Here is a 24,490-nt window from a genome sequence, read left to right on the forward strand (position 1 = left end):
CCACAATAAAAAAGGATATAGTGATAAACAAGTTCAATACATTGTCTAACGTAAACGGAAAATTCAGCGTTTGTTCCCGCCAGACGGTTCTTTACAACGTTAAACGCCGCATCAAACCTGACTTATGCCAGTTCTCTAGTTGAGGGTGGGGAGCCCATAGTCAGGCTAAGCGGCGATTATAGACGAATAACATAACGTGTTGAAGTTATTCTTTGGGGCGATAAACGCCAAAATTTATCAAATACTCCAAAGCGACGATTATTTCATCAACAGCGTCGTTTTACCCAGTATTTAAATTTACTCACCTTAAGTAAAACTTTTATGAAAAATAACCCAGTCATTGCCATGTTAGTGACGGTAAGTCTAATAATGACAAAAAATGTATCCTTTAGTCAGAAGGCTAATCAAATCATTCCTTTTGATACAGGGACGAGAATGGGGAAATTGGCCAATGGTTTTACCTATTACATACGAAGAAACCTAACACCCGAAAAAAAGGCAGTATTTTATCTAATAAATAAGGTTGGTTCTGTTCTGGAAACTGAGAAACAACAGGGATTAGCACACCTTTTAGAACATATGGCATTTAACGGCACGGTTCATTTCCCTAAAACGGAAATAATTAACTACCTGCAAAATAAGGGTGTACGTATTGGTGCAGATGTAAATGCGTATACTGATTTCAATGAAACTGTATTTCAATTACCCATCCCCATAAATGACAAAAAGTTATTCAAAAATGCATTCTATATCATACGTGATTGGGCTCAGGGTATCACTCTTGAAGATGAGGAAATAAATAAGGAAAAAGGCGTCATTCTTGCTGAGATGCGCCAGCATTCAGGGGCCGCACAGCGAATTAAGGCAAAAACCAAGCCTTATCTATTTAACCGATCGATATATGCACAAAGACCCCCTTTAGGAAAACAGGAAGTTATAAAATCATTTAAAAATGAAGATTTAAGAAGCTTTTACCAGGACTGGTATCGCCCTGATCTACAAGCGATAGTAATTGCTGGCGACATTAATATCAACGAAGTTGAGGACATGATAGTAGCTATATTTAGTAATCTTAAAAATCCCTCTGAAAGAAAAATAAGACCACAATTCACTATCCCCCTTGATGGGAAAAATCAATTCGTTACAGTAACTGACCCCGAGGTACCGACTACCCAGGTGGAAATTACAATAAAACACCCCCGCAATGAACTCAAAACGCGCGACGATTTTCGTCGAAATTTGCTTCGCAAGCTTTTTAATACAATGGCAACTAACAGGATAAATGAATTATTGGCACAAGATAAAGTGCCTTTTCTAGCTGCCAATGTAAATATTGGAAAGTTTGTCGCCAATCTGGATGCCTTTGTAAGTCGGATGAATTGCGATGGAGAAAGGCTGGAAAATGCTTTAAAAGCATATTGGATTGAGCTCATGAAAATAAAAAAATACGGCTTTACCAGATATGAATTACAAAAAGCTAAAACCGCCCTTCTGAGCGGAATTGAACTAAATTATAAAGAACGAGACAAAAGACCTTCTGAAAACTATGCAAAAGAGTGCCTAGCGCACTTCTTAGAGGGAATAGCCACTCCTGGTCAAGGTTATGAGATGCAGATGTATAAAACAATGATCCCTGAAATTACAGCAGAAGAGATACAGCTAGAAATTGTTAATAAATACCTTACGCAACAGAATAGGGATATCATTATTGTTTGCAATACCTCTCAAAAACACACTCTACCCAACGAACAGCAGTTCTTAAATTGGCTCAAACAGATTGAGCAAAAGCCACTTGACAAATATTTGGGAACAAAACCTGTTCGTTTAGTATTGATGAATAATCTTCCCCCACCCGGAAGAATAATTGCAGAGCAGTCACTTGAAGATATTGGAATAAGGGAACTAATATTAGCTAACGGGATAAAGATTCTACTGAAGCCAACAAACTTTAAAGAGGATCAAATTGTTTTTAGGGGATTCAGTCTTGGCGGGCTATCCATAGTAAATGATCTCGATTTTTATGAAGGCAGACTTGCTGCAGATCTGGTTAATATGAGCGGAGTTGCGAACCACTCCCCATTGGAATTAGAAAATATACTTGTTGGAAAAAACTTGAATGTGACACCCTATATCGAGGACATATCCCAAGGTATCGAGGGAACCTCAACAAAAAAAGACCTGGAAACAGCACTTCAATTAGTCTATCTTTATTTAACTAGTCCCAGAAAAGATTCAACTACATTCACTCATTTAAAAAATCAGATTAAGTTGACAAATCATTTTTCCAAGACTATTCCTACCCAAATTTTCCAGGATACGATTCAGGCGGTCATGGGAAATTATCACTTTCGAAAAATGAAAATGCCAGAATCCAGAATTGACGCACTAAACCTCGATAAGATTCTTAAAATTTATAAGGATCGTTTTGCTGATGTCTCTGGCATGAACTTTATCCTTACAGGAAGCTTTAACGTAGATTCTGTAAAACCGTTACTGATCAAATACCTAGGAGCTATCCCGGCTTTACACCGTCATGAAACCATTAGGAATCTTAGACACAAGTATCCTTCTGGCAGAATCTCAAAAAAAATAGCAAAGGGAAATGAACCAAAAGCTATAGTATTTCTATCATATAGCGGGTCATTTGACTACCATATTAAGAACATCCTGCAAATGAGGGCATTGTCAAACATTTTAAAAACACGTTTGATAACAAAGTTGAGAGAAGATCAAGGTGGAATATACACTGCAGACGTCTCACTCATTGCAAACAAACTTCCAAGTGGTCAATATAACTACGCTATAAATTTCGTCTGTGCCCCTAAAAACACTGAAGCACTAATTCTCCTTGTTAATGCTGAAATTATAAACCTCAAAGAGCATGGTCCTAGCATTGACGAAATCAATAAATATATTTCAACTGAGAAGGGCATATGGTCAAGTCTCCTTATAAGCAACGACTTCTGGAGAGATTACATCACAGGAAAATTGATGTACGGAGAAAAATTAAAGTTCCCAGAAGTGGGTCGAATTGAGAAAGAACTTTCTATTGAGAGTCAAAAAGACACTGCTATCCGATTCTTTTCCAATCAAAACTATGTCAAATTGGTTCTTGTACCTGAGTCAGGAAAGTAAACAGAATAATGTAAACTAGACCTAATGGAACAATCAATTTAGCTTCAAGAACTGACTAAGTTGATTTTCTTTTTTCATTCAGTATAAATGGAAAATCAGTTCAAGAAAGGGAAATATCGGTTCGCGTATTATTTTGGAAACTTGAGTCAGTTTACAACAAAAAGTGCACACACAGACATCTACATTTGACTCATTACTAATTATTTAAAATAAAAAACATCAACATTTATGTTAACAAAGAGATTAACCCAATTAAAAGGAATTTCCTTAAAAAGGTCGGTGCTTCTGCTAAGTACGGCTTTCTGTATGTTTGTAATATTCAGCTCGTGTAAGAAAAAGAGTAATCCACCCATCCCTGTAAAAGTACCGACAGAATATACTTTTACCGGCCCAATCAATGCTATTCTAGCTCAAACAGGTTCTTCAGCTATTGGCATATTTTCAGCGACATACATTACTGCAACCAAAACATTAAATTACAATATCTTCTTTAACGGACTGGATCCAGAAAATATTAACCTACATCAAGGTAATTCCTCAATTCCAGGTAGTTTAATTGCTAATTTAAAAAAGACTGGTACTGCATATGTAAGTCCTCTGCTGGGATCTGTAGTACTAAATGATCAGTCAGAGAAAGAATTGCTAAACGGAAACCTATATGTTAACATGACATCAGTGAAGTTTCCTGCCGGAGAAATTAGAGGAAAAATATTTTTGATCAAAAATTAAAAAAATCGGCTATTAAAAATAGAACATCTGATGAATGAATTCGACAAAAGGATAAATATCGTGGCCGGAATCAGAAGAGCTCCTAAACGGTTTTCCTAGTTGGAATTCTACTGTGATTTGCGTGCCGAACAATTATAAATTGTATAACCATTTAGACTAGCGGGTCTGATTTATTTATTAGCCATTGTAACTACTATTTGCCTTCAAACTTTTAACACAGTAGAAGCGAAGCCTTTTTGAAGCATTTAAATGTGAATAACTAAAGATATAAAACCGAATTCAGTAATTCGCAGATCTATTTACAAAACAATCCAATAAACAACTATAAATTAAACAATTATGAAAAACATGTTAAACTTCAGTTTCATTTCAAGAGGATCAATTTTATCCCTCGCCATCTGTGCTTTAATGTCATTTGGAACGGGTGCAATGGCACAAACTCATCCTAAACATCCTAAAAAGGATACTGTTAAACAAACAAAACCGCTAAAAAAAGACGAGAAAGATCAAAAACCTGCTAGTCCGACTCCTACAAAACCTATAAAAAAAACAAGAAAGAGCTTATAAGCAAGCAAATCCTAACTTACCCCTAATTTAAAGGCCTGATGGTATAAACTCACCCTCAGGCCTTGTCAATGCCCATAGCGGACAATATCACAAGGCAGTTCGACTAATCTTGAAGGCCAATCTGCCCAAATTTAAAGTTGCCAATCCTAATACTTTTTTTAGCCTTTACAAAGACATTGCTTTTTTTCCACCATCATTTTTTTTATTCTTTTGGGTAGGTGTCAAAGATTTACGGATTGTCTGCTTTTTATCCGTCGTTCGAGTCGGTTTATGTTTGCCTTTATATTGTTCGTTTTCTTTCAGCTTCAACAATTCTGCATGGACCAAATTAGAAACTTCCCATTTGATCTTCTGATAATTATCTTCAACATCTTCGGCAGTTACATCTGATATCTCTGGAAGATCCTGATATTCTCTTTCTTCTTTTGCAATTGCCTGATGATCGTTTTGTATTTCACCATGAAACATCTTTAGGCTTATCTTGCAATCCGGACTGTCGGCAACAATTCCTACAAATTCACCCGAGGAAAGCGCAGCAATTTTAGAAGCTGGAATGGCGTAATCCATCTGTGTAGATTTAGAAATAGAGGTGTCAGCACTATTGATACTTAAACTTTGTCTATCCTGCATGATCTTACCAAAATTTTCAGATAATTTTTTGGCGCTCTCTCCAGACACCTGACCACTGATGACGTTGGCACATATTCCGGCAATAATTTCCGCCTGTTCAGTACCATACTCCTTTTTGACCTGTTCGATTGATTGAATCCCCAGCGTGCATGAAATTAAATTCGATCGGCCTGTGCTGATGGTAGTGATTAAATTAGCCACCAAAGTTGGGTATTCGTCGAAGATCAAACTGGATTTCAGTTTTCCTTTTTTATTAATCAGCTTCAGCATTCTATTGACATACAAAGAAAGCACCGCACCATAGGTCTCGATTTTTTGCGGATTGTTTCCCATACATACAATTTTCGGTGCCTGTGGATTGTTGATGTCTAACGTAAAGTCATTACCAGAGAGCACATAGTACAACTCTTTAGAGGCCAACCGGGCCAGTCCAATCTTAGCAGAGGCAATTTGTCCTTCTAGCTGTGCCTGTGCATTGTTTCTCAGGGCAGAAATAAATGGATTGATCAGTACCTTAATTTCTTCCTGAGTCTGCAACACTACAAAAAGCGGATCATAATCTGTTTGCATCAACTCAATCACATGAGGTAAGGTACAATACTTACCGTTTTCATACCTGCGTAAGTACCAGATTACAGCGGTCAAAAAATTGATGGGTGATTCTACAAAGAAATCTCCCTGTTTCTTCAACCAATCCCGGTTTAACCCCATCATGATGGTACGACTGGCTTCGATTGCGTCTGTAATGTCCACCATTGTATTAGGATCAAGAGGATTACATCGATGCGTACGGCTGAGATCTTCGAAGTTGATCACATAAAACAATGGCTTTACTGCATAATTTTTATAATACTTTAATAGCTTATTGTAAGCCATCTTTGTCAAATCATCGAATTTGAAGTCATAAAGAAACAAGCAAAAACCTTTTTTGATCTGCTGATCCAGGATGTGCCGGATCACAAAATATGTTTTACCTGCTCCACCAGATCCCGCTACAAGAACACTTCTGAATGGGTTCACACAGTTAATCCAACCATTACGGATCTTTCCTTTCAACCTGTATTTTGTGGGTAGATTAAATGAGAACTCATTTTCTAGCAGCCGTTCTTGTTGAGGAAAGGTTTCATTCTCAGAATTGAAAATGTCAGTGGATAGTTTGCCTTTAATTAAACGGCTCAGCCAGGTTCCTCCAGAGAGTATCAGTAAATATCCTACTGCAGAAAACGAGATATACAGACCAGCGATCAGACTTAGCTGACCATGCAAATAGAAAACCAGCGGACTAATCAGGTAGGCCAATAAACCACTCAATATAAAAGCGACAATGCTGTTTTTTTGAATCTTCTCCTGTTTTTTTCCCTTGACACCTATTAACGATACCGCTAAAAAAAGCAAAGCGGCTAATTTGGGTTTGAATATACCGGTAAACCAGCCCGTCTTTGCGATAAGACCAATGATTCGATCTGTAATCATAGCCGACCAGCCCCAAGACTCAAAAGCCTTGTAGCAACTGATGTAAAAATGAACACAAAGTATAAACAGGCTAATCAGTCTGCTGAAGTCAATAATCTTACGTAATCCTTTCGAATCCTCTCCTGTATCCATAATTGTAGCTTACAATGTTAATTCCTGATCAGCACTCTGACCTCTTTTTTTACGTCTCTTACGTTTTTTAGCCACACCTATTTCAAGATCCTGTCTTGTGCTAGTCAATAATGGCGTTAAAAAATTGAGCGGTTCTGGTGCCTTTAGATAGCTTGCGACCACCGGTTCACTTTGTAGCTGCTTTGATTTTGGCGTTTGTAAAACCAGGTCTTTCTCTTGAGGCAACTTGTTCGGGGTGTTAAAACTTTCTGTCAAAACTTTTGCACTGTACCCTTTACCCAGATCGCTGCCATTAAAAACCACTTTGTTGATGTGATCTATAAAAGTGGTCCCGAAAATAAAGCCCTGCTGGTTTTGCCTGATTAGAACATCGATTCCTTGCTTCTTCATTTCAGATTCAAACCTTAATCTGGTCATACCTTTTTTTATTGAAAGCAGCAGATCAATGCGTTTTTTTATGTCTGCTTTAAAGGGCAAGCGCTTTTTTCTGTCAGATTCAAATTTCTTTTCCAGGTTTTTAAGCGTGGGTTTAGTATAGAAGCTGCTTGCTTTTATTGGAACTCCTACTGGCAAGCCTTTCTCGTCCAGCAAGGAGTACATTAAGCCCTTATTCTGAAACATAGGGGTATTTTCCGCTCCTGTAAGCGCCGTTACATTAAAACACCGTAATATGGCATTCATTTCAGTCAGGGACTGAAAATTATAATTCCTTACAACTGGTATAATCACGTTATTGATAGCAGCTTTAGTTGGAAGTCTGCCGTACTTGGCTTTTTCAGCATCAGCCCTTTTAATACCTGCTTCTTGTTTAAATAATTTAGATTCTGCCTTAATCAAGTTAAAATCCCCTTCGATTATCTTTCTAGCGGGTTCAGAAAGCTTTTGACCGATATTATGCAGATCAATCCGCCGCCCTTCACGCGTAATATTAGTGGTTACAATGTGCATATGCATGTGTGCAGCGTCATCATGACGGTAAACCAGAAAAGGCTGATCTCCAAAACCAATTTTCTCCATATAACTGTTTGCAATTTGTTGTAAGATCTCATCAGACAGTTGCTCAGTGGAATGAAAATTTAAGGAGATATGGAGTGCATTGGTTTTAACACCGGGCCTTAAAGAAATCAGATGGTCAAACCGTTTTAGTTTGTTATTAAAATTCATTCCTTCGATATCTCCAGCAAAACCACTGGACATAATTAGCGTAGCTTCCCCGCTATCCACTTTGTTTTCATTATAGTGAAGCATTCCCCGAATGCTTTTCCCGATACTTATTTTTGCAACCATTTCCCGGCGAGGTTAGAGATTATAGTTAAGAGCGTTTCTACTTTTTGATCCACCTTTTTGTACAAACTGGCAACTTTCAGCACATAAAATGCCCGATGTGTTGCTACTTTATCCTGATTGAAAGTCCGGGTAATCTGATTGATATTGATCCCAATAGATCTTAGCTCCTTTCGGATCAATGCCAGTTCTTCCATAGTCGCATTAAGGGTGATGTCTTTGTGAAACAGGGTGATCTTTTCTTTGCTCAATATTTTTCTGGCAACCGTTCCGATTGAATGGCAATCACTTTTCTGGCGGATGTTCTCCAGTCTATTGAAAACAGTCTGAGTAACCCTGGTTCTAATAAAATGGGATAACAACTGCTCAGGCCTGGACGTTTTTTTTCTGGGCATAGTGATGTGCATATAGAAGTCAAAGAAGGCAAGTTCCGCAGCCAATAACAGGCCAACCGAAAAGGTTTTCGTGGACGAAAATACATCTTTGCTTAGACCACGCGGGCTACAACAAGGCGCCTTCCAAAACTGCTTTTGAACTCAGGTTAATTTGTTAAATAGAAAATAGCGATGCAACTGCAGCTACAATCAGCTAGTTTTTTGTTGTTGCTTAAATCGTTCCAGTGGAATAAAATCTCTCAAGGCCCGTCTGATTTTTTGACGCGGAAATTGTTTCACCTTTTTAAGCTTTAGATGAGGACTACCATTAAATTTTCGTCCTCTGACATTTGGATTCTGGTTATAACGCATGGCTTTTATTTTATTAGCCAAAAATGTAAAGCACCAAAACCAATTTATCACTAGTAAGGAAATTTTGTCTTGAGTGGACATTCTCAGAAAATTTATTTCACTCTAGTAGTGTAATATGTACCGATCATCTTTTCATCCTTGTAAATCAATTCAAATCATGAAAGGTTTCAAACTAAAAGAGGATAGAACAATAGTACCCGAGCAGGTGATTGAAATACTAAGCAAGCACAGAACAAATGTCAATATAACTGAAGCTCAACTTATTTTGGACTTCATGTACAAATTTGCTAAATTATCAGTCAAACAAGCACTTACAAAGGATTCCAGCGAAGCATTACCAGATGCAGGGAATCAGAGTAAGTCTTATAGATAAAATAATTTAAACAACAAATTAGCATGAAAAAGAAAGGAGAAATTAGATGAAAAGAGCATGTTTATACATCAGGGTAAGTACTGATGAACAGGCAGACAAAGGCTTTTCTCAACGAGATCAGGCAGAAAGGCTACAGGTCTATTGTGAAAAGAATGACATTGAGGTTGGTAAGGTAATTTTCGAGGATCACTCCGCAAAAACGTTCTTCCGGCCCGAATGGATTAAGTTATTAGCAGAACTAAAAAAAACCAAGGGTAAAAATTTCAATTACGTGATGTTTACCAAGTGGGATCGCTTTAGCCGAAATACCGCTGATGCCTATCAAATGATTCGCATATTAACAGATTACGCAATTGACCCGGTCGCGATTGAACAGCCCCTGGATCTGTCCGTTCCGGAAAGTAAAACCATTTTGGCAGTTTATCTGTCCATGCCTGAGGTTGAAAATGATCGCAGAGCATTGAATGTTACTTATGGGATGAGAAGAGCAAAAAAAGAAGGTCGATGGATGGGAGTCGCTCCACCTGGCTATAAGAATAAGATTACCGAGGACGGTAAAAAGTATATTGGAATCCAGAATCCCGAGGCTACTCATATGAAATGGGCATTTGAAAAACTAGCCGAGGGAATCTACGCGACCGAACATGTTTGGATGCTGGCAAAGGAAAGAGGGTTAAAATGCAGTAACAGCAGCTTTTGGATCCACATTAAAAATCCTGTTTACTGTGGTAAAATTACCATACATAAGTTCAAGGACGAAGAAATGTACCTTGTCGATGGTACCCACGAACCATTAATTACCGAAAGTTTGTTTTATAAGGTTCAGGACGTAATAAATAGCAGAAAGAGAAAAATCGGAGTTAATGGCGCTAAAGTTGTTTCTCCCCGTTCCCTCCCTCTGAGAGGCTTTTTATCTTGTCCCCATTGTAGTCGAACCATTTGCGGCAGCGCTTCAAAAGGGCGCAAGCATTATTACTACTACTATCACTGTATCACAGCATGTAAGGTTCGTTACAGAGCTGACATGGTTAATACCTTATTTGAGCGTTTACTGAAGCGATTTATTCCAAGGCCTGGCATGGACGAACTCTTTAAAATGGTGGTACGGGATTCCTATAATGATGACTCAAAATTCTACATTTCTGAGCGCAGAAGAATAGCGGAACTAATAAGTCAGCAGAATGTTCGTATCAACAAATCAAGGGAACTTTTGTTAACTGAGGACATTAACAGTACCGAGTACCATTCGCTAAAAAAAGAAAGTATGGATAAGATTGTGCGGTATGAAGCTGAGCTAAAAGACCTTACAGAGAGGGTATCTCATGGTTTAGATATAGAAGATATGTTGGAAGAAGCCGTTTCAAACCTAAAAAACCTACTTAAACTATATCTAGAGGCAGAAATTGAAGACAAAAGGTATATTATTGGTTCGATCTTTACAGAAAAATGGGTCTTTGATGGCGAAAAACATCGAACCGGAAACATCAACGAAGCGGCGCTGCTTATCTATCACATTAACAATAAGTTACGTCATAAAAAAACCGGAGTTAAACTTCTTGAAAGTTTTTACTCCGGCCTTGTGCACTTGTAGGGATTCGAACCCCAAACCTTCTCATCCGTAGTGAGATGCTCTATCCAATTGAGCTACAAATGCATTTCCGTTTTCGTTGTTTCGTTAACGGACTGCAAAAGTAGTGTTTGAAATTGATTTTACAAATTTTATTTAAAAAAAATCAACATTTTCAATCGGACAAACCCGCGCTTATGCTTCTATTGAGCGTTTAATCGCATCAAAATCAGGCATATTACCTGCATCTTCCAATACTTCTGAATGAATAATTTTTCCTTCTTCATCAATCACAAAAGCCGATCTTTTAGAGATTCCTTTCATATTGAAAGCAAATTCTTCGTACAAAGCACCAAATGCTTTAGAGGTTTCTTTGTTAAAATCAGACAATAAAGGGAACTGGTAACTTTGTTCTTCTTTAAATTTAGCCAAAGTGAAGGGAGAATCTACGGAGATACCCACTACATCGGCATTCATTCCTTCATAATAGCCAAAGCTATCTCTCATTGTACACAACTGTGCAGTACATACGCCTGTAAAAGCCAGTGGGAAGAAATGAACAACCAGTTTTCTACCTTTATAATCAGATAGCGCTACTTCTTTCAGGTCTGAGCTGAATAATTTAAAATCCGGGGCTTGATCGCCAACTTGTAATGCCATAATATTTATATTTATTTATCCTTTAACTGCTCATCTAATATCGCTAATCCTTCCTGGAAACTCCTTGGCTGATAATCAAGATCACGAATTGTTTTATCCAGGATGAATCCTGTTCTCACCGGACGCTTAGCGGTTTGGTTTAAAGTTTCTGCGCTGATCTCTTTGATCAGGCTTTTATCCAGGTTCCAGAAATCGGCTACCTTTCCAACCAGCTCAGAGATGCTCATCATGTCTTTTCCGGAAGCATTATAAACGCCCTGTGCATTTTTAACTACTGCAAGTAAGCAGCAGTCTGCAAGATCTTCTGCCAGGGTTGGCATGCGCCACTGGTCATTTACCACATTAATGGGCTCTCCTTTTTCCAAAGCACCTTTTGCCCATAGTACAATATTGCTACGGCTCATGTCACTGACAATACCATATACAATGATGGTTCTAAGGATTGCCCATTTTCCAGCTGCAGCGATGATCGCTTCTTCGGCTTCTAATTTCGTTTGTCCGTAATAACTTAAAGGGCATGCCGGAGCAAGCTCATCATAAGGTCCGTTGGCCCCATCAAAAATAAAGTCTGTAGACAAATGAACCAGCTGTATATCGAACTCCTTACAAACCTGAATTAAGGTTTCCACAGCGCCGACATTTAGTTCACGTGCCAGCTCTTTTTGCGACTCACAGGTATCCACATTCGTCATTGCTGCAGTGTGAATGATCGCATCCGGTTTGTATTTCGCTACGACTTCTGCCACATTTGCCGGATTCAGGATGTCCATTTCCGCGTAAATATATCCTTCTTTAACAGGGAAACGATTCTCCCCTTTCGACGTTGCAATGAGGTTAAAATCTTTTGTCGCCAGTACCCGTTCTGTGATCTTCTGCCCTGTAAGGCCGTTACTTCCTGTTACTAATATAGTTTTCATCAATATTTTTTTCTTTTTAACAACGAATGTATCCTTCAAAAAAACCGCTTTTTACCCTCAAAAAGCCGCTGTCTGAACCCCGTTTTATACCTGCTAAATTATTCATTTAAAAACTGTGGAAAAACTTTTTATTTATATATGTAATTTATGTTGGAAAATCTTAACTTTGCAAACCGAATTGTGGGCTTATAAAACAGCCTTTAACAAATTGATATTTATAATTTTACCCAAAACAATATATGCCTAACATTGGAAAAATAGCGCAGATTATAGGACCGGTAGTTGACGTGAGTTTTGCTGACGATGCTCATTTACCTCAAATTTTCTCTGCATTAGAGATTGAAAAAGAAAACGGACAGAAGATCGTTTTAGAAGTTCAACAACATCTTGGTGAAGACCGCGTACGTGCAATTGCAATGGACTCGACCGATGGTTTAGTTCGTGGCATGAAAGCATTAGATACTGGTGCGCCTATCAAAATGCCTGTTGGTGATCAGATTAAAGGTCGTCTATTCAATGTTGTAGGTGAGGCTATCGACGGGATCAACACGATTGATAAAACCGGCGGAAGACCAATCCACAATGCTCCTCCTAAGTTCGATGAGCTATCAACTGAATCAGAGGTACTATTTACAGGTATCAAAGTAATCGACTTATTAGAGCCTTATGCAAAAGGTGGTAAAATCGGTTTGTTCGGTGGTGCGGGTGTAGGTAAAACAGTATTGATCATGGAATTGGTAAACAACATCGCGAAAGCGTATGCTGGTTTATCTGTATTTGCCGGTGTAGGTGAGCGTACACGTGAAGGTAATGACCTTTTACGTGAGTTTATCGAATCTGGTGTAATCAACTATGGTGATGAGTTCCTTCATTCAATGGAAAAAGGTGGATGGGATTTAAGCAAGGTTGATACAGAAAAATTAAAAGATTCTAAAGCAACATTGGTATTCGGTCAGATGAATGAGCCTCCTGGAGCACGTGCTCGTGTGGCTTTATCAGGACTAACCGTTGCTGAATACTTCCGTGATGGTGATGGCGAAGGCGCTGGAAAAGACATCCTTTTCTTCGTTGATAACATCTTCCGTTTCACTCAGGCAGGTTCTGAAGTATCTGCACTTTTAGGTCGTATGCCTTCTGCGGTAGGTTACCAACCAACTTTGGCAACAGAGATGGGTTTAATGCAGGAACGTATTACTTCCACTAAACGTGGATCAATTACATCTGTTCAGGCGGTTTATGTACCTGCGGATGATTTAACGGATCCGGCTCCGGCTACAACGTTTGCCCACTTAGATGCTACAACTGTATTGTCCCGTAAAATTTCTGAGCTAGGTATTTATCCTGCGGTGGATCCACTGGATTCAACTTCAAGGATCTTATCTCCGGCGATCTTAGGTGATGAGCACTATAACACTGCTCAACGCGTAAAAGAAATCTTACAACGTTATAAAGAACTTCAGGATATCATCGCGATTCTTGGTATGGACGAGTTATCTGAAGAAGATAAATTAATCGTTCACCGTGCGCGTCGTGTTCAACGTTTCTTATCTCAACCATTCCACGTAGCTGAGCAGTTTACAGGCTTAAAAGGTGTACTTGTTGACATTAAAGATACCATCAAAGCATTTAACATGATTATGGATGGTGAAGTTGATGAATATCCAGAGGCTGCATTTAACTTGGTAGGTGGTATCGAAGATGCAATCGAAAAAGGTAAGAAACTATTAGCTGAAGCAAACGCTTAATTAAAGCGCTTATACTTTGAATATGACACTAGAAATATTAACACCAGATAAAAAAGTCTTTGAAGGCGAAGTAACCGCGGTTACGGTACCGGGTACTATGGGTTCTTTTCAAATTTTGAAAGACCATGCGCCTATTATCTCCACCCTAGAAGATGGACCAGTAATTATTAAAAGCAAAACCGGTGAAGAGACCTTTGTAATTAAAGGTGGTGTGGTTGAGGTTTTGAAAAATAAGATTATTGTCCTGGCCGAAGGGGTAGCTTAATATTTAAAGCATAATATATAAAAAGGATGTCTGCAGAGACATCCTTTTTTTTGTCTTGTAAAATCACTTCTTCATTAAAGACCGCTGAATCCCGAACTCCCAGCGGTTGATCTTGCCATTCTTCCCATCAGCGATATTCTCGAAACGTTCAATTCCTTTATTCATCCGAATGTACAATCGGGTAGAGCCACTTACTTTGACTTCCGCATCGAGCGCCAATGACATGAAATTCTTAAATGCCTGCTGATTTTCATCTATCCTGTATTTATACCGGTTGGTATGGAAATTCCATTGCGGTCCTGCACCTATACGCAGAAAAGGTAAAGGGTTAACCTGGAACAGAACAGGTACAGACCAATAGCCCATTCCTTTCATACCAGTCTTCAGCCCATCGAAAGCCACTATATTTTGTACCCGGGTCCGGTTATACAAGACCTCAGTTTGCAGACTCAGGAAGGGTAATGGATCAAGATTCAGGTACAGACCGAGCTGATAGCTAATGCGGTTCTTATCTGAAAAATTAGGATTGCCCCTGACATTTGTAGAAACGCCACCAAGTTTATAGCCGATATCTACCTGGGCGATAGCAGAAGAATTACAAATGATTACAATTGCCAATATTGCCGGCTTCTTTTTCAACAGGTCTAAGACCTTCTTTAGTTTAATGTTTACTTTCAATGTATATAATTATGGTTACACCTATATCTTATATACAATTGAAAACGAAGCAGGGACTAGTGGTCCGGCTATTTTATTCTATCCATGAAAGCATTTTTGTAAGTAATGCCAATTGGAATCGCACCATTTACATTCTTCAGACGGACCACATTTCCTTCTATCATCTGGATTCTGGAAATACGGATGATATAAGAATTATGTACGCGGACAAACTGAGCCATAGGTAGCAGCGATTCCAGGTCCTTCATATTCATTAAGGCCTGTACCAGTTCCCCGTTTTTATAGATTCCCACATAATTACGCATGCCCTCTACATAGTCTATCTCATCAAAGTTGATTTTGATCAGTTTTCCTTTTTGTTCGGTCTTCACGAAGAAATAATCCTTCCGCTCCTCCTCCCCTTTCGGCTTGTCTAACCCAGACATCAATGTCATGGCCTTTTGAGCACTTTTTAGGAATCGGGGAAAGATGATGGGTTTGAGCAGAAAATCAAGTACATCATGTTCAAAACCTTCCATTGCAAATTTACTATATGCGGTGGTAAAGACGACATGATGCTTTCCACGCAGCGCCTTTGTGAATTCCAGGCCAGATAACTCAGGCATTTCAATATCAGAAAAGATCAGGTCTACATCGGCGGTATTCAAAAATGCCAGCGCCTCCAGGGGATCTGTTGAACTGTAAGCCAGTTCCAAAAATGGAACGCGTTTAATGTAAGACACAAGGAGGTCTACAGCATGCTGTTCATCGTCTAACACTAAACATCTAATCATACACAAGAAGGTTACTTATTTCCCAGGCAAGCTCCATCCCCTATTGAATGTACTTAATCCGGCTCCACTATAAACATTAGTCGTATTATTTTTCGTTTTGTTACGCCAAAAGGGCAATAATTCTTAAATAACATCAAATCGATACCGGGAATCATCAAATCGATGTAGAAAATATTTGCACGATAACCGATTCCCATAAATTTACTTTAAGACTAACCATCAGTAATAAAGTTAATTCAGAAAAAAGATCCCCCTTAATAATTTCCCAATAGCCCTGCTTCAGCGAATACCCCCAGCTGATAACAGGGCTTTTTTTATGTCCCGAATTCTTACAAAATTTACCAAATTTTTCGGGGTTTTCCACATTTCAGGAAGAAAATCGACAAAATTACAATGCTTGCATAAGACCCATACCGAATACCGATTTCATATTTGGTATAGTAGCGACCAATTAAAGATATTAAAAACACAATAAATCAAGAATAATATTTGTATATTACAAAAAATATAAGAATAATATTTTTTTTCAATTATTTTTAACTGGCTATTGGAAGTGTAGAAGCCAAAGCCTAAATTGGATTTATAAAGCAACAACAAATAAAGAACAAAATGAACCTTATTAGCACCGCCTTAATTATTGTCATTATTAATGTGATTCTTCTGCTGATTATTCAGAGGGATAAGGCGCTGTAAATGAATATTTAATAAAAAAATATACGCAAGCGCCCCCCACAAGTGGCGCTTTTTTAATGAACCAATAAAAAGAACAAAACATCAATCTACAACCAAAATGAAATACCACAATTCAAATACAGTGTTATACTTAGACGGCAAGTTCCAGAAAGCCGCCAACACAACCGCCGATATCTACGGGCAATCGCTCCATTATGGCTACGCTGTATTTGAAGGGATCAGGGCTTACCATACCCATAACGGAACCCGTGTATTTAAGATCAGAGAGCATTTTGAAAGGTTAAAAAAATCTGCTGAACTCGTAAATATGCCTTTTCCATGGGACATCAACAACCTGATCAAACAAACCTATAAACTACTGGAATTAAACAACTTAAAAGACGCATACATCCGCCCGTTGGTATATGCCGCACCAAATATGCAATTGGTTGCTGCTACAGATGTTTCGATCATGATCTGTGCCTGGGAATGGGGAGCTTACCTTGGAAATCAGCAATTAAAAGTTTGCATTTCCAGCTATGAGCGTCCAAATCCAAAATCTACACCTATAGAAGCTAAAGTGAGTGGTAACTATGTGAATTCCATCCTGGCTACCACCGAAGCAAAACGCAAAGGATTTGATGAGGCCTTGTTGTTAGATATGAACGGCAACATCGCGGAAGCTCCCGGAGCAAATATTTTTATTGAAAAAAACGGAAGGCTATACACCCCTCCTCTTGGCAATATTCTGGCCGGAATCACCCGTGCTACCGTCATAGAATTATGCCGTATACTGGACATCGAACTGGTAGAAAAACACCTGACGGTAAAAGACCTGAAACATGCAGACAGCGCTTTCTTCTGTGGAACAGCTACAGAAATTGCAGGTATTGCTTCGGTTGACGAATATCAGTTCCCAATCCGTTGGAACGACAGTGTTGGTGCCACGATACAACGCACTTATAAATGTTTGGTTTTAGAAAAGCAAAATTACGAAGTAATCATATAATATGTCACAATCACCAGAAATAAACCGCTACAGTAAAGTATTCACGCAGGACCCAACCCAGCCTGCAGCGCAAGCCATGCTATATGGAATTGGTCTGACCAAGGAAGATATGGACAAGGCACAGGTCGGTGTTGCCAGTATGGGATACGATGGAAATACCTGCAACATGCACCTCAATGATTTAGCAAAAATTGTTAAAGACGGGGTCTGGGATAACGGAATGGTCGGTTTAACCTTCAGCACCATCGGCGTAAGCGATGGCATGTCAAACGGAACAGATGGAATGCGTTATTCGCTGGTTTCCAGAGATGTAATTGCAGATTCTATTGAGACAATTTGCGGTGGACAATATTACGATGGCGTAATTGCTTTACCCGGTTGTGATAAAAATATGCCGGGTTCGATCATGGCAATGGGCCGCTTAAACCGCCCATCGATCATGGTATATGGTGGAAGTATCCACTCCGGAAAATATAAAGGAAAATCATTAAATATCGTATCTGCATTTGAAGCCCTTGGCGAGAAACTGGCAGGTACTTTAGATGAAGAAGATTATCAGGGCATTATTCGCAACACCTGTCCTGGAGCCGGTGCCTGTGGTGGAATGTATACCGCAAATACCATGGCTTCAGCAATCGAAGCATTGGGCATGAGTTTGCCATACAGTTCTTCTTATCCTGCATTGAGCGAGGAAAAGAGAAAAGAATGTTTAGATGCAGGTAAAGCCATCCGTGTTTTATTGGAAAGAAACATCCTGCCTTCAGACATCATGACCGAAAAAGCATTCCACAATGCGATTGTAACGGTAATGGTTTTAGGTGGTTCTACCAATGCGGTATTGCACTTAATTGCCATGGCAAAATCAGTAGGACTAAGCTTAAAATTAGCAGATTTCCAAGCCGTTAGTGATAACACTCCGGTATTGGCAGATTTGAAACCAAGCGGACAATACCTGATGGAAGATGTTCATGAAATCGGTGGTGTTCCTGCAGTATTAAAATACCTGTTGAAAGTAGGTTTAATTCATGGCGACTGCTTAACAGTAACCGGAAAAACGCTGGCTGAAAATGTAGCGGATGCTGCTGATCTGGATTTCGATCAACAAAAAGTAATCCTTCCGGTAACCAACCCGGTAAAAGCAACGGGTCACTTACAAATGTTATATGGCAATATCGCCGAAAAAGGCTCAGTAGCCAAAATCAGTGGTAAAGAAGGAGAAAGATTTGAAGGTCCGGCAAGGGTGTTCGAAGGAGAAAAATCATTGATCGCCGGAATCCAGAGCGGAAAGGTGAAAAAAGGTGACGTAGTGGTGATCAGACAGGTAGGTCCTAAAGGAGCACCGGGAATGCCGGAAATGCTAAAACCAACTTCGGCCATTATTGGTGCAGGATTGGGAAAATCGGTAGCCTTGATTACGGACGGACGTTTCTCCGGAGGTACACATGGTTTCGTAGTAGGACACATCACTCCGGAAGCATGGGACGGTGGAAATATTGCTTTTGTACATGACAACGATACGATCATCATTGATGCGGTAAACAACACTTTACACCTGGACATTACCGAAGAGGAAATGGAAAAACGTAAAGCCGTTTGGAAACAGTTGCCACCACCCGTCAAAGGCGGCGTCCTTTACAAGTACCTGAAACAGGTAAGCGATGCCAGTGAGGGCTGCGTTACCGATGCCTACACTCACTAATTAACCGAAACCCCTATACCTAAAAATAAAACAATGAACACTGCACAAGAGGAAGCAACAACCTTAACGGAACCCAGGAAAACAGTAAATGTTTCCGGTTCTGTAGCTTTATTGGAAGGATTAATAGCTGAAGGCACGGATACCATTTTTGGTTATCCTGGAGGTGCCATCATGCCTATTTACGACGCGATATACGATTATAAAGACCAGTTAAAACATATTTTAGTACGCCATGAACAAGGCGGCACACATGCCGGACAAGGCTATGCACGTACTTCCGGAAAAGTCGGCGTCGTATTCGCTACGAGTGGTCCGGGAGCCACCAACCTGGTAACAGGTTTGGCCGATGCACAGATCGACAGTACGCCTATGGTTTGCATCACCGGACAGGTATATGCACACCTTTTAGGAACAGATGCTTTCCAGGAAACGGATGTAATTAACATTACGACTCCGGTAACGAAATGGAATTACCAGATCACTGATGCCACGGAAATCCCAAGTGTATTGGCGAAAGCTTTTTACATCGCCCGCAGCGGCAGACCAGGCCCGGTATTGATCGACATCACCAAAAATGCACAGTTGCAGATGTTTGATTATGAAGGTTACACACCTTGTGATCATGTTCGTAGCTACCGCCCGAGACCAAATATCCGTAAAGAATATATCGAACAGGCTGCTGCGCTGATCAATTCTGCAAAGAAACCTTTCATCCTTTTCGGACAAGGTGTTTCTTTAGGAAATGCAGAGCAGGAATTTAAAGCTTTTGTAGAAAAAACAGGAATTCCGGCAGCATGGACGATTATGGGTGCAGGTGCAATTCCTACAGATCATCCTTTAAATGTAGGGATGTTAGGGATGCATGGTAACTATGGTCCAAACGTGCAAACAAATGCATGTGATGTACTCATTGCAATAGGAATGCGCTTCGACGACCGTGTAACGGGACGTTTAGATAAATATGCCAAACAAGCCAAAGTAATCCACCTGGACATCGATCCTGCAGAGATCGATAAAAACGTAAAGGCGGAAGTTCCGGTATGGGGCGACTGTAAACAAACCCTTCCTCTTTTGACTGCTTTAGTGGATCAGAAAGAACATAAAGAATGGTTGGCAGAGTTCAGGGCTTATGATAAAACAGAGTTGGAAACCGTCATCCATAAGGAGTTGAACCCGGAAAGTGGCGAATTGACCATGGGTGAAGTGATCAACCAGCTAAATGTACTAACCAAAGGTGAAGCGATCATCGTAACCGATGTGGGTCAGCACCAAATGGTGGCTTGTCGTTATGCGAAGTTTAACCACACCAGAAGTAACATCACGAGTGGCGGCTTAGGCACAATGGGCTTCGGCTTACCTGCAGCGATCGGTGCTAAATTTGGCGCGCCGGACCGGACCGTAGTTGCCGTAATTGGTGATGGTGGTTTCCAGATGACGCTTCAGGAATTGGGTACGATCATGCAAAGTGGAATTGATGTGAAGATCATGATCCTGAACAACAGGTTCCTGGGTATGGTTCGCCAATGGCAGCAATTGTTCCATGAGAAACGCTACTCTTTCGTAGACATTACAAGTCCTGATTTCGTGAAACTTGCCGATTCGTATTATATCGCGGGTAAAAAGGTTTCTGAACGTGAAGATCTGGTGAGCTCTTTAGAAGAAATGTTAAACCACAAAGGTTCCTTCCTTTTAGAAGTAATGGTAGCCAAAGAACACAATGTATTCCCAATGGTTCCGCAAGGAAGCAGTGTAAGTGAAATCAGACTTAAATAATTAGCAGATCATGAGCAGTTCTCAAGAAATAAACGAAAAACAGGAATTTACGATCACGGTATACACGGAAAATCAAATCGGATTACTGAACCGTATTGCCATTATTTTTTCAAGAAGAAAAATCAATATAGATACTTTAAATACTTCTCCTTCGGAGATTGAGCACATTCACCGTTTCAATATCGTGATTCACGAAACTGAAGAAGTGGTGCGTAAACTGGCCCGTCAGATTGAAAAGCAGGTAGAGGTATTGAAAGTATATTTCAATACCAATGAAGACATCATCTGGCAGGAAATGGCCCTTTACAAAGTGCCTACCGACACCATCGCTGAGCTGGTATCTGTAGAACGTTTGTTGCGCGAAAATGGCGCAAGGGCGGTAGTGATCCGTAAAGATTACACCGTATTTGAAACGACCGGTCACCGCGAAGAAACCGACAAACTGATCGAAGTGCTGCAACCTTACGGACTGATCGAATTTGTCAGAAGTGCAAGGGTAGCGATCATCAAAGACAGTGAAGGCTTTAACCGCAAACTAAGAGAGTTTGAGCGCAGGGAACCAGGACAGGAAGTGATTGAAAACGAATTCCTTGATAAAGAGAAAAACGTATTCAGCATGTAATTTTCAAGGGCCGGATGTGCTCAGCAGAACAAATAAATATTAAACAAAAAATTAGAACCTATAAATAACCATTAAAAACGATGTCAAACTATTTTAACACACTACCTCTTAGAGAAAAATTAAACCAATTGGGTGTATGCGATTTCATGGACAGCTCTGAATTTCTAGACGGCGTAAATGCCCTGAAAGGAAAAAAGCTGGTGATCATCGGTTGCGGTGCACAAGGATTGAACCAGGGTTTAAATTTAAGAGATAGCGGTTTAGATGTTTCTTATACTTTACGTAAAGAAGCGATTGAAGGCAAAAGAGATTCCTGGAAAAATGCGACAGAGAATAACTTTACCGTAGGTACTTATGAAGAGTTGGTCCCTACAGCTGATGTATTGATTAACCTTACTCCTGATAAACAACACACTTCGGTAGTTAATGCAGTAATGCCTTTAATGAAACAAGGTGCTACCTTATCTTACTCACATGGTTTCAACATTGTGGAAGAAGGCATGCAGGTGCGTAAAGACATTACCGTAATTATGGTGGCACCAAAATGCCCTGGTAGTGAAGTAAGAGCAGAATATGTACGCGGTTTTGGTGTACCTACCCTAATTGCTGTTCACCCGGAGAATGATCCGGAAGGAAAAGGTTTAGATCAGGCTAAAGCCTATTGCGTAGGAACCGGCGGTCATAAAGCAGGTGTTTTAAAATCATCTTTTGTGGCAGAAGTAAAATCAGATTTGATGGGTGAGCAAACGATCCTTTGCGGATTATTGCAAACAGGCTCTATCCTTTCATTTGATAAAATGATTGAAAAAGGAATTGATGCAGGTTACGCTTCCAAATTGGTTCAGTATGGTGTAGAGGTGATCACTGAAGCCTTAAAACAAGGTGGTATCACTGCGATGATGGACAGATTGAGCAATGTAGCTAAGATCAAAGCATTTGAGGTTTCTGAAGAATTGAAAACGATCATGCGTCCATTATTCCAAAAGCATCAGGACGACATCATGAGCGGCGAGTTTAGCCGTGTAATGATGGAAGACTGGGCTGCCGGTGATAAAAACTTATTGGCATGGCGCGCCGCAACCGGCGAAACTGCTTTCGAAAAAACTCCTGCCGGAAATGTTAAAATTGGCGAACAGGAATATTTTGACAATGCATTGCTAATGGTTGCTTTTGTAAGAGCAGGTGTGGAACTGGCTTTCGAAACAATGGTAGAAGCTGGAATTAAACCAGAATCTGCTTACTACGAGTCATTACACGAAACTCCACTAATTGCAAACACCATTGCCCGTAAAAAATTATTCGAAATGAACAGGGTGATTTCAGATACTGCAGAATATGGTTGTTACTTATTTGACCATGCTTGTAAACCACTTCTGGCAGATTTCATGACTAAAGTTGATACTGACCTGATCGGTAAAAACTTCAACGAAGGTAAAGATGGCGCTGTGGACAACAGAGCATTGATCTCCGTAAATGAAGTGATCCGTTCACATCAGGTGGAAGTTGTAGGTGCTGAATTAAGAAAGGCAATGACTGCAATGAAATCTATTAAAACTGCCTAATCATAAAATTAGAAGGACCCAGGTATTAAAGGCCTGAGTCCTTTACAAAGCAATAAAAAATGTCAAAAACATTAGTAGAAAAAATTTGGGATGCCCATGTGGTAAAGAGTGAAGTCGGATTTCCGGATATTTTATATATCGATACACACTTGATACACGAGGTGACTTCCCCTCAGGCTTTCGATGGTCTACGCAAAAGAGGCTTGCCTGTTTTCCGTCCGCAGCAAACTGTGGCTACGGCAGATCATAATGTGCCTACCTTAAACCAGCTGCAACCCATTAAAGAAGAACTTTCCCGTTATCAGGTAGACATGTTAACCAAAAACTGTGCAGAATTTGGCATTGAGCTTTATGGTTTAGGTCATCCTTTCCAGGGAATTGTACACGTAATTGGTCCGGAACTGGGCATTACCCTACCAGGAAAAACCATGGTTTGCGGAGATAGCCATACTTCTACACACGGTGCCTTTGGTGCCATTGCCTTCGGGATCGGTACTTCTCAGGTGGAACAGGTTTTTGCCACACAATGTTTGTTGCAGCAGAAACCGAAAACCATGAAAATTGAGGTGAACGGTGCCTTAGGACAAGGTGTTACGGCTAAAGACATTATTCTATACATCATCTCTAAAATATCTGCTGCCGGTGGTACAGGTTATTTTATCGAATATGCAGGTTCTACCATTGAGGCTTTAAGTATGGAAGCGAGAATGACGATCTGTAATATGAGCATTGAAATGGGTGCCAGAGGCGGTTTGATTGCTCCTGACCAAATCACTTTCGATTACATTAAAGGAAGAGAATTTGCACCTGCAGGCGAAGAGTGGGACAAATCACTGGCCTACTGGAAAACATTATACAGCGATGCGGATGCTCAGTTTGACAGCGTTTTAACCTTTGATGCCGCAGACATCAGCCCAATGATCACTTACGGAACAAATCCGGGAATGGGAATGGGAATCTCAGAACACATTCCTTCTACTGCGAGTCAGGTTTCTTCGGAGCAGGCATCTTTCCAGAAAGCTTTGGATTATATGGGCATTGAACAGGATACAGAATTGGTAGGTAAACCTATTGACTATGTATTTATCGGCAGTTGCACCAATTCCAGAATGGAAGATTTACGCGAAGTGGCGGAATTTGTAAAGGGTCGTCAGAAAGCAGAAAACGTGACCGTTTGGATCGTACCGGGTTCTAAACAAATCGAGCAGCAAGCAATTGCTGAAGGATTGGATAAAATCTTTGAAGCGGCAGGATTCCAGTTGCGCGAGCCTGGATGTAGTGCTTGTTTAGGCATGAATGAGGATAAAATCCCTGCAGGAAAATACTGTGTATCTACTTCCAACAGAAATTTTGAAGGAAGACAAGGACCAGATTCCCGCACATTTTTAGCCAGTCCGCTTACCGCAGCTGCTGCTGCCATTACCGGAAGGGTTACGGATGTAAGAACTTTATTGAACGAACCTGCACACGCTTAAATAA

The 24,490-nt window shown here is 40.0% G+C and carries 20 protein-coding genes and 1 tRNA gene; 13 read left to right on the plus strand and 8 right to left on the minus strand.

The window, feature by feature from the left end; translation table 11 throughout:
• Positions 1-321: 321 nt before the first annotated feature.
• The 3 genes from DBR43_RS09880 (at position 322) to DBR43_RS09890 (ending at position 4,431) form a co-directional block, all read left to right on the plus strand.
• Positions 322-3,135: a M16 family metallopeptidase gene (locus DBR43_RS09880; RefSeq protein ID WP_124580224.1), complete on the plus strand. Its 2,814-nt coding sequence runs from the start codon at positions 322-324 to the stop codon at positions 3,133-3,135.
• 228 nt (positions 3,136-3,363) lie between these two features.
• Positions 3,364-3,864: a CHRD domain-containing protein gene (locus DBR43_RS09885; protein WP_124580226.1), complete on the plus strand. Its 501-nt coding sequence runs from the start codon at positions 3,364-3,366 to the stop codon at positions 3,862-3,864.
• Between the two features lie 339 nt (positions 3,865-4,203).
• On the plus strand, positions 4,204-4,431 hold the full coding sequence (locus DBR43_RS09890) for a hypothetical protein (RefSeq protein ID WP_124580228.1): 228 nt from the start codon (positions 4,204-4,206) through the stop codon (positions 4,429-4,431).
• Positions 4,432-4,596: 165 nt separating this feature from the next.
• On the opposite strand, the gene mobC (DBR43_RS09895) is transcribed toward DBR43_RS09890, so the two are convergent.
• Genes mobC (DBR43_RS09895) through mobC (DBR43_RS09905) form a run of 3 tightly spaced genes read right to left on the minus strand, consistent with a single transcriptional unit; the run spans position 4,597 to position 8,345 of the window.
• A complete protein-coding gene (gene mobC / locus DBR43_RS09895) occupies positions 4,597-6,666 on the minus strand; it encodes a conjugal transfer protein MobC (RefSeq protein ID WP_124580229.1) in 2,070 nt (689 codons plus the stop codon).
• 9 nt (positions 6,667-6,675) lie between these two features.
• A complete protein-coding gene (locus DBR43_RS09900; protein WP_124580231.1) occupies positions 6,676-7,953 on the minus strand; it encodes a relaxase/mobilization nuclease domain-containing protein in 1,278 nt (425 codons plus the stop codon).
• Complete coding sequence (gene mobC, locus DBR43_RS09905) at positions 7,938-8,345, minus strand: plasmid mobilization relaxosome protein MobC (protein ID WP_124580233.1); 408 nt, start codon at positions 8,343-8,345, stop codon at positions 7,938-7,940. The genes DBR43_RS09900 and mobC (DBR43_RS09905) overlap by 16 nt, the downstream gene beginning before the upstream one ends.
• 508 nt (positions 8,346-8,853) lie before the next feature.
• Here mobC (DBR43_RS09905) and DBR43_RS09910 point away from each other — a divergent pair.
• On the plus strand, positions 8,854-9,069 hold the full coding sequence (locus DBR43_RS09910; RefSeq protein WP_124580235.1) for a hypothetical protein: 216 nt from the start codon (positions 8,854-8,856) through the stop codon (positions 9,067-9,069).
• A gap of 46 nt (positions 9,070-9,115) precedes the next feature.
• Complete coding sequence (locus DBR43_RS09915) at positions 9,116-10,660, plus strand: recombinase family protein (RefSeq protein WP_124580238.1); 1,545 nt, start codon at positions 9,116-9,118, stop codon at positions 10,658-10,660.
• Here DBR43_RS09915 and DBR43_RS09920 read toward each other — a convergent pair.
• From DBR43_RS09920 to DBR43_RS09930, 3 genes are all read right to left on the minus strand, one after another.
• Positions 10,650-10,723, minus strand: a tRNA-Arg gene (locus DBR43_RS09920). The genes DBR43_RS09915 and DBR43_RS09920 overlap by 11 nt on opposite strands.
• A gap of 108 nt (positions 10,724-10,831) precedes the next feature.
• Positions 10,832-11,296 (minus strand): redoxin domain-containing protein, encoded by a 465-nt coding sequence (locus DBR43_RS09925; protein ID WP_124580240.1) that lies wholly within the window; start codon positions 11,294-11,296, stop codon positions 10,832-10,834.
• 11 nt (positions 11,297-11,307) lie between these two features.
• Positions 11,308-12,213, minus strand: a complete 906-nt coding sequence (locus DBR43_RS09930) for an SDR family oxidoreductase (protein WP_124580242.1) — start codon at positions 12,211-12,213, stop codon at positions 11,308-11,310.
• A 239-nt stretch (positions 12,214-12,452) separates the two neighbouring features.
• Here DBR43_RS09930 and atpD point away from each other — a divergent pair, with 239 nt between their 5' ends.
• Positions 12,453-13,958, plus strand: coding sequence for a F0F1 ATP synthase subunit beta (gene atpD / locus DBR43_RS09935; protein ID WP_124580244.1), 1,506 nt, complete (start codon positions 12,453-12,455; stop codon positions 13,956-13,958).
• Positions 13,959-13,980: 22 nt separating this feature from the next.
• Complete coding sequence (gene atpC, locus DBR43_RS09940; RefSeq protein WP_124580246.1) at positions 13,981-14,223, plus strand: ATP synthase F1 subunit epsilon; 243 nt, start codon at positions 13,981-13,983, stop codon at positions 14,221-14,223.
• Positions 14,224-14,286: 63 nt separating this feature from the next.
• On the opposite strand, the gene DBR43_RS09945 is transcribed toward atpC, so the two are convergent.
• Positions 14,287-14,901: a hypothetical protein gene (locus DBR43_RS09945; RefSeq protein WP_124580248.1), complete on the minus strand. Its 615-nt coding sequence runs from the start codon at positions 14,899-14,901 to the stop codon at positions 14,287-14,289.
• A gap of 68 nt (positions 14,902-14,969) precedes the next feature.
• The gene (locus tag DBR43_RS09950; protein ID WP_124580249.1) at positions 14,970-15,674 is read right to left on the minus strand and encodes a LytR/AlgR family response regulator transcription factor; all 705 of its coding nucleotides are present in this window, start codon (positions 15,672-15,674) and stop codon (positions 14,970-14,972) included.
• A gap of 790 nt (positions 15,675-16,464) precedes the next feature.
• On the opposite strand from DBR43_RS09950, the gene DBR43_RS09955 reads away from it, so the two are divergent.
• From DBR43_RS09955 to leuC, 6 genes are all read left to right on the plus strand, one after another.
• Positions 16,465-17,355: a branched-chain amino acid transaminase gene (locus tag DBR43_RS09955; protein ID WP_124580251.1), complete on the plus strand. Its 891-nt coding sequence runs from the start codon at positions 16,465-16,467 to the stop codon at positions 17,353-17,355.
• A gap of 1 nt (position 17,356) precedes the next feature.
• The gene (gene ilvD / locus DBR43_RS09960) at positions 17,357-19,054 is read left to right on the plus strand and encodes a dihydroxy-acid dehydratase (RefSeq protein ID WP_124580253.1); all 1,698 of its coding nucleotides are present in this window, start codon (positions 17,357-17,359) and stop codon (positions 19,052-19,054) included.
• 33 nt (positions 19,055-19,087) lie between these two features.
• Complete coding sequence (ilvB, locus tag DBR43_RS09965) at positions 19,088-20,827, plus strand: biosynthetic-type acetolactate synthase large subunit (protein WP_124580255.1); 1,740 nt, start codon at positions 19,088-19,090, stop codon at positions 20,825-20,827.
• A gap of 10 nt (positions 20,828-20,837) precedes the next feature.
• Positions 20,838-21,449 carry an acetolactate synthase small subunit gene (gene ilvN, locus DBR43_RS09970; RefSeq protein ID WP_124580257.1) on the plus strand — a complete coding sequence of 204 codons (612 nt, stop codon included), beginning with the start codon at positions 20,838-20,840 and terminating at the stop codon, positions 21,447-21,449.
• A gap of 80 nt (positions 21,450-21,529) precedes the next feature.
• A complete protein-coding gene (gene ilvC / locus DBR43_RS09975; RefSeq protein ID WP_124580259.1) occupies positions 21,530-23,011 on the plus strand; it encodes a ketol-acid reductoisomerase in 1,482 nt (493 codons plus the stop codon).
• 59 nt (positions 23,012-23,070) lie between these two features.
• Positions 23,071-24,486: a 3-isopropylmalate dehydratase large subunit gene (gene leuC, locus DBR43_RS09980; RefSeq protein WP_124580261.1), complete on the plus strand. Its 1,416-nt coding sequence runs from the start codon at positions 23,071-23,073 to the stop codon at positions 24,484-24,486.
• Positions 24,487-24,490: the final 4 nt, after the last annotated feature.

Origin of the sequence: Pedobacter sp. KBW06 (assembly GCF_003852525.1) — a bacterium.
In the GTDB taxonomy this organism is placed as follows: Bacteria; Bacteroidota; Bacteroidia; order Sphingobacteriales; family Sphingobacteriaceae; genus Pedobacter.

Coding starts and splice junctions, on each gene's coding strand:
- DBR43_RS09880 (WP_124580224.1), top strand. CDS start 322: ATGAAAAATAACCCAGTCATTGCCATGTTAGTGACGGTAAGTCTAATA.
- DBR43_RS09885 (WP_124580226.1), top strand. CDS start 3,364: ATGTTAACAAAGAGATTAACCCAATTAAAAGGAATTTCCTTAAAAAGG.
- DBR43_RS09890 (WP_124580228.1), top strand. CDS start 4,204: ATGAAAAACATGTTAAACTTCAGTTTCATTTCAAGAGGATCAATTTTA.
- mobC (WP_124580229.1), bottom strand. CDS start 6,666: ATGGATACAGGAGAGGATTCGAAAGGATTACGTAAGATTATTGACTTC.
- DBR43_RS09900 (WP_124580231.1), bottom strand. CDS start 7,953: ATGGTTGCAAAAATAAGTATCGGGAAAAGCATTCGGGGAATGCTTCAC.
- mobC (WP_124580233.1), bottom strand. CDS start 8,345: ATGCCCAGAAAAAAAACGTCCAGGCCTGAGCAGTTGTTATCCCATTTT.
- DBR43_RS09910 (WP_124580235.1), top strand. CDS start 8,854: ATGAAAGGTTTCAAACTAAAAGAGGATAGAACAATAGTACCCGAGCAG.
- DBR43_RS09915 (WP_124580238.1), top strand. CDS start 9,116: ATGAAAAGAGCATGTTTATACATCAGGGTAAGTACTGATGAACAGGCA.
- DBR43_RS09925 (WP_124580240.1), bottom strand. CDS start 11,296: ATGGCATTACAAGTTGGCGATCAAGCCCCGGATTTTAAATTATTCAGC.
- DBR43_RS09930 (WP_124580242.1), bottom strand. CDS start 12,213: ATGAAAACTATATTAGTAACAGGAAGTAACGGCCTTACAGGGCAGAAG.
- atpD (WP_124580244.1), top strand. CDS start 12,453: ATGCCTAACATTGGAAAAATAGCGCAGATTATAGGACCGGTAGTTGAC.
- atpC (WP_124580246.1), top strand. CDS start 13,981: ATGACACTAGAAATATTAACACCAGATAAAAAAGTCTTTGAAGGCGAA.
- DBR43_RS09950 (WP_124580249.1), bottom strand. CDS start 15,674: ATGATTAGATGTTTAGTGTTAGACGATGAACAGCATGCTGTAGACCTC.
- DBR43_RS09955 (WP_124580251.1), top strand. CDS start 16,465: ATGAAATACCACAATTCAAATACAGTGTTATACTTAGACGGCAAGTTC.
- ilvD (WP_124580253.1), top strand. CDS start 17,357: ATGTCACAATCACCAGAAATAAACCGCTACAGTAAAGTATTCACGCAG.
- ilvB (WP_124580255.1), top strand. CDS start 19,088: ATGAACACTGCACAAGAGGAAGCAACAACCTTAACGGAACCCAGGAAA.
- ilvN (WP_124580257.1), top strand. CDS start 20,838: ATGAGCAGTTCTCAAGAAATAAACGAAAAACAGGAATTTACGATCACG.
- ilvC (WP_124580259.1), top strand. CDS start 21,530: ATGTCAAACTATTTTAACACACTACCTCTTAGAGAAAAATTAAACCAA.
- leuC (WP_124580261.1), top strand. CDS start 23,071: ATGTCAAAAACATTAGTAGAAAAAATTTGGGATGCCCATGTGGTAAAG.